The following is a 5,616-nucleotide window of genomic DNA, read 5'->3' as shown; positions in this document are numbered from 1 at the left end:
CGCGTCGCCACCCACCAGGAAGGCCCCCGCATCAACAGCCAAACCGAATGGGACGCCCAGGTGGTGGGCCAAACCCACGCGGACAACATCGGCCAAACCAAAACCATGGCCTACATCCCGGAAAACGGCAACTTAGACCAGATCACCGGCGGCGAGGGCGACCAACAATCCTTCGCATGGGACGGCGAACGGCGCCTGCGCGCCCTACGCCAGGGCAACCAACTGTTCACCTACGAATACGACAGCCAAGGCCGCCGCATCCGCGCCACCACGGCAAACCGGCTTGAACCCATGATCTTCGCGTACCACGGCTCAAAAGTCGTCGCCATCGGCATCAAACGCCAAGGAGGCGTGGATTGGACCCACGCGGTCGGCCACGGGCCAATGGGCCCAGCCTTCATCGAGGACCTCAAGGACCGAGAAAAGAGCTATTATCTATTCAACGACCACCTAGGCACGCCCTTCGCGTACAAACGCCTGAGCGACGGCAAGGTGTTCTACACCCCCTGCAGCCCCCACGGCGAAGATTGGTGGGGAAATTTCAAGGCCAAAGACCTCATGCCCGGAACCAACCCCCAAACCCAAACCACCACCGATTACAACCTAGGCAGCGGCTACGAACGCCCCACTTTCAGCATTTTCACCAAGCCCTTCCTCGGCCTAAGCGGCCACCAACGCGACACGGAAACGGGTCTAATCTACATGCACCACCGCTACTACGACCCGCGACTAGGCCACTTCCTAAACCCCGACTTCCGCGCACCAGATATTTACGATCCCACAACCTTCACCGAGCCATATGCGTACGCTGCCGGCAACCCAATGATGTTCTGGGATCCGAGCGGACTAAAGATAAATATTGCGGGAATTAAGGACAAAGCAAAGGCATTAGCTCTTCTAGCAGCAATAAGTGAACTCATTGGAGTAACACTTGACACATCAAGCGTTCATCAATTTTTCTCAAAAACATCTTCAAACGTACACGAATCGAAAGCGGACAATACTCTTTGGGTTAACGAAAAAGGAGACATCAATGTCAATATCGGAACTGAATATCGGAAAACTAATAATTCACCTACCTTCCTTGCTTGGTTCTTGAATATCATAAACAAGGATAAAGAGCATCGGGTTATCGACAGTTCTGACCTGGTTGGATTTGAGAGAAGGTCTGGCTCTGCGACAATTCCTATTAAAAGTAGGAGTTACGAAAAAATATTTCTTAACTTTGACCTCATAAAATTCCAAACGGAGAACTTTGTTGTTGTCCCAAAAGGCCAAATAGACGATATCTCAGCCTTTCCAACTGAGGAGTTTCTCAAAGCTTCAAAGAAATCCTTCGGGCTAGGCCTCATTTTCTTTCATGAGTTAGGTCACCAGTATCTTGGAATATCTGACCATGTCAACATTTACGCAATAGAGGGGCCGTTTGGTCCAATTACTAGAGAATATTACATAGATGATGTAGGTTTTGTCGTCATGCTTGTGAACTTTGCAAGGTTAGAGCTTGATTTGCCGACAAGAGAAAGCTATGAGCCAATAAAGGTTTCAGAAACAGAGTACTACCTTCCCTTTAAAGATCGAAGTACAAATCTTGAGTTTTGGTTGAAGGTAATCTTCCCCAAAGGTGGGTGATTTTATGAGAGTTTCGGTTGTGATTTTACTTGCCTTGTTTAATTGTGCTTGTCAAAAGGGGCGTGGAGATTTTCGATTTCAATCTATTCGCTTTTCTGAAGAAAGCGATACAGGCTTCGGCCATGAAACTAATTTGCTACTCTCGAATAAAGAGTCAAATTTCTTTTGTGTCTATGATCTTTTAAACAAAGTACCCCCAAGATGTCTCTTATTATCTGAGCGCCATTTTGGAATCATTGAAGATCTGACTTATTTGTCGGAAAAGAAGTTTCACTCCGTCCCGTCGCAAAGAAAAATAACAATCATAACAGAAAGTAGTACAATTACTTTCATCTTTCCATCTTTGTTGAATTACAGGTATAACTTCGAAGACGATTATCCACACAAGAAAGATATTGAAAAATTAAACTCAGCTTTTACTTTGTTTACTGAGGAGTTTGAGGGCGTTACGACATTAAGTTGTTGTGAGCCGTAGTGTCCCAAAAATAAACACGTCGCCCAATTCCCTCGAAACTCAAGCAGTGCAACAAGAACCGACCTTCCGTTTTCTGGATATTCGCCAAAAACTCTGTCCGAGAGAGGTATTTTTTTTGATGCAAAGGCTTCATTTGGGCGTACTTTGGCCTTGGATTTCGCTTTGAATCCACCCTTTTCCTAACCTGAAACGCGATCATAGAAACTGAGCAAGCCGCCCAAACGGGTTCGTCGCCGGATTCTTCCCTCTGACTTCCCCTGCTTGTCGGAGATCAACTGGTTTCCAAGGCCTTGATGGGGACGCTCTTCATGGTAGTGCGCCACATATTCACGCAATAGGTATTCAAGTTGTCCTTTCGAGAAAATCACGAATCGATCCAAACATTCTTCACGAATGCTCCGAATCACAGGCTCCACATGTGCGTTCAAGTTCGGCGAGCGGGCCGGCAATTTGACCGCCGTCACATCAGACGCCGCCAAGGTGGTCTTAAACTTTTCGCCGAAAACCGCCGCTCGATCATGAATCAAAAACGAGCCCTCTTTCAAGAAGCCATGTTCCTCGTCCGTTTCGTTGCGTGCGATTTGAACCAGCCATGCCTGCGTCGGCTCGTTCACAATGCCGGCAATGTGGATTCTTCGCGTTGCCAAGTGCATCATGACCAAAACATGCACCCGCTGAATCCCCCCAACCACGTGTCAGTTCCACCGTAAAGAAATCGGCGGCGACCATGCTCGACCACTGCTGCTCCAAGAAACAACGCCAGGAGCGCGTGCGTTTCGGGGCCGGGCTCAAACCCGCGTCTTCAAGAATCCGAGCGACGGTGTTTTTTGAAAGCGTTACCCCGAGATGCTTCAGCGCCCCGACAATCCGTCGGTAACCCCAACTCGGGTTGTCTTCGGCCAAACGCCCCACCAAGGCAACCGTCTCGGGAGAAATTGCCGGCCGTCCTTGCCGCCGACGCGGTTCGGGCCTATATTTTTGATGAACCAACCTTCGATACCAACGCAAAAACGTGTCCGGGCTGTAACTCAGCGCCGCGATGTTTTGCAAAAAATCATTGGGAACCGCCCTTGCCAGGATCGCAAGCCGGCGCCGCTGCCAGTCGGTCAGACGTTTATCCCTACCAATATTTAATGAACGAATCGTTTCCCGCTGAACCTGAATCAGACACAAAAGAAAGTCGAGCACGGCCTTTTGCCGCGTTTCCACCTTCCCAAGAAACAGGACCAACCACAGCACGTTCAGCCAGGACATCGATCCTCCTTTCGTAACCATCCAAGTTGCATGTTCTTTCGTTGATTGACAACCAAATACAGAAAACAGGCAAAATCCCAAACCCCATGCGGGGTGTTGCACCACTGCAACACCCCGCCGTTTACCGGAACAGGGCGACCTTTAAGCCGGACGGCAAGCAGGGATTGGGGGGCAGTCTTACGCAACGCATGACGATCACGGGCGCCTGACCGAGGTCGTGGACGCCGCGAACGAGAACGACAAAACCACGCTTGCCTACCACGGCGATACCGAGGTCGTCACCACCCGCGCCACGCCCACCGCCACCTTCACGTACACTGTCACCCCCGGCACCGGGGTTTTGGTGGACGGGCTCACCATCACACCGTGCGAGGGCCAACCGGAAACCGTCCCGTTGAAAATCGATGCACTTGGCCGGGCCGCCGTCACGCGTTTGGCCGGGATTGGCGCCGTCCGTCACAGAACCGACGCCTTCGGCAACCCCTTGAGCGTCGTCAAAGAAACAAGCGGCGCGGCGGCCTCAACCAAAAACCAGGAAGCACTTTTCTCGTGGGAATACGGGCAGGGCAAGGTCGCCTTCACCGACCATTGGAACGCGCGCGCCCTGGAATCAAACGCGGTTGGCAACACCTGGCTGGACAGCAAGCTGACCGAACACTTGAATCAGCTGCCTTTCGAAGCAACCATCAACAAGCGCAGCGAGGGGCGACCCAACATCGTGCCCGAGACCACCAAAACCATCAACACCACCATCACCACGACGATCAAGGATAACCGGCTAGTGCGGATGGTTCACAATGAGACCAGCGGCATTCAACGGGAAATCGAAATCGACGGCTTGGGCCAGGTCGCAAGCATCAAAAGCGGGAATCGCTCGCTGACCGGGAGTCTGCCCGACCAGGGCCACGGCCGTTACGCGCGCTGGACCGGCGCCGACGGCCGCACCTTGGACCTCACCTACAATGGTGCGACCCAGCTCACCGGTGCCGCTCGGGCCGACCTCGGCTGGAGCGCCCAATACGACACGCGGGGACGGGTTTCGCAAACCACCTCGTCCCGCGATCTCACCTTGTCCTACCAGTACCAAGGTATCAGCGGCTTGTTGGACAGCGTGGCAACCCAACAGGCCAACCGGGCCGGCGGCCCGTTGCTCGAATCGTCGGGCGAAGCGCTAAGCACGGCCCGACAAACCCATCGTTCGTGGCTCGGCGACGAGGTGTTGGTGCAACAGGAGATCGACCGCCTTGGCGAAACCACCGTCACCCGCGGCGAGCACAAGGCGACCGTCAACCACGACAGCGGCACCTACCTGCTCAAAGACATCACCACCTTTTCGGGTGAAACCAGCGAGGTAACCTGGGAACACGCCAACAAGGTCGTCAAGGTCAAGGCGCCGGACGGCACCACCGCCGCTTCCGCCTTCGATCAACACGGCAACCTCTATGGCGCCGGTGTGATCGACACGGCAGGCGCGGAAGTCAACACACTCCAGGTCTTCCGAGACGCCGAGCAACGCGTCAAGTACCTGGTCACCCCAAGGGACACGCTCGAATACAATTACGACGGTTGGAACCTAACCGGCGTCCGCGGCGAGAACGGCGCCGAGGTCGCTTATAGCTACGACAGCGGGCATAGCCGGCCCAAAATCATCACCCTGAAGCAGGGCGGCCAACTGGAGCAGGAAATCGCCGTCAGCTACCACGCCAACGGCAACCCAAGCTGCGTCACGGTGGAGGCGCCCGGCCGGCTACCCGAGAGTTACCACTACAACGCATTCGGCGATTTAATCCGCCACCAGCGACCCCACCAGGCCTCTTCCACGGTGAGCTTCAACGCCTGGGGCGCGCCCAAAACCGTGACCACCGCGGCGGGAACCTTCAACCTTTTCGAGGAGGGTGCTTCCAACATCCTCACCTTCCCCAACGACGTCACCATCGAGATCAACGCGCGCGGCCTGCAAGAATCCATCGCTTACCCCGGCCTGGCGGCCAAAAGGTTCAGTTACGACGCGGACGGCCGCTTAACCGGTGTGTTCGAGGGCGGAAGCCACCAAGCCCTGGCTACCACCTGGGCGAACGGGCGCATCACCCAAATCACCAGCACCGCGCCCAGCGGCAACGTCCCCGCGACCAAACGCGACGCCGTCGCAAGCGAAACCATCACACCGACATACGACAGCCACGGTCGCCTGGTGCGGCTAACCCGAGAATCCGCCTCCGCTGGGGCTCCCGCGCTGGTGGAAACCTATGCCTACC

General features: G+C 54.5%; 5 protein-coding genes. 3 read left to right on the top strand and 2 right to left on the bottom strand.

The annotated features are described in order from the left end of the window. Both J3U88_RS33765 and J3U88_RS33760 read left to right on the top strand, forming a co-directional pair. Positions 1–1,632, top strand: a 1,632-nt coding sequence (locus J3U88_RS33765; protein WP_207863636.1) for an RHS repeat domain-containing protein, incomplete at its 5' end; no start/stop codon positions are given. A 4-nt stretch (positions 1,633–1,636) separates the two neighbouring features. Next, complete coding sequence (locus J3U88_RS33760; RefSeq protein ID WP_207863635.1) at positions 1,637–2,107, top strand: hypothetical protein; 471 nt, start codon at positions 1,637–1,639, stop codon at positions 2,105–2,107. A 179-nt stretch (positions 2,108–2,286) separates the two neighbouring features. Here the strand turns inward: J3U88_RS33760 and J3U88_RS33755 are convergent, their stop codons facing one another. Beyond that, on the bottom strand, positions 2,287–2,652 hold the full coding sequence (locus tag J3U88_RS33755) for an integrase core domain-containing protein (RefSeq protein WP_207863634.1): 366 nt from the start codon (positions 2,650–2,652) through the stop codon (positions 2,287–2,289). Beyond that, the gene (locus J3U88_RS33750; RefSeq protein ID WP_207863633.1) at positions 2,624–3,361 is read right to left on the bottom strand and encodes a helix-turn-helix domain-containing protein; all 738 of its coding nucleotides are present in this window, start codon (positions 3,359–3,361) and stop codon (positions 2,624–2,626) included. Before J3U88_RS33750 ends, J3U88_RS33755 begins: the two co-directional genes overlap by 29 nt. A 217-nt stretch (positions 3,362–3,578) precedes the next feature. Between J3U88_RS33750 and J3U88_RS33745 the strand changes: the two genes are divergently transcribed. Next, positions 3,579–5,616 (top strand): RHS repeat protein (locus J3U88_RS33745; RefSeq protein WP_207863632.1); only part of this gene is annotated, 2,038 nt, incomplete at its 3' end.

The sequence above is a fragment of the Acanthopleuribacter pedis genome (assembly GCF_017377855.1).
In the GTDB taxonomy this organism is placed as follows: domain Bacteria; phylum Acidobacteriota; class Holophagae; order Acanthopleuribacterales; family Acanthopleuribacteraceae; genus Acanthopleuribacter; species Acanthopleuribacter pedis.
This window is presented reverse-complemented; position numbering and strand designations above follow the sequence as displayed.

Bases quoted from the DNA above. Each gene is read 5' to 3' on its own strand.
- J3U88_RS33760 (WP_207863635.1), top strand. From the start codon at position 1,637: ATGAGAGTTTCGGTTGTGATTTTACTTGCCTTGTTTAATTGTGCTTGT.
- J3U88_RS33750 (WP_207863633.1), bottom strand. From the start codon at position 3,361: ATGTCCTGGCTGAACGTGCTGTGGTTGGTCCTGTTTCTTGGGAAGGTG.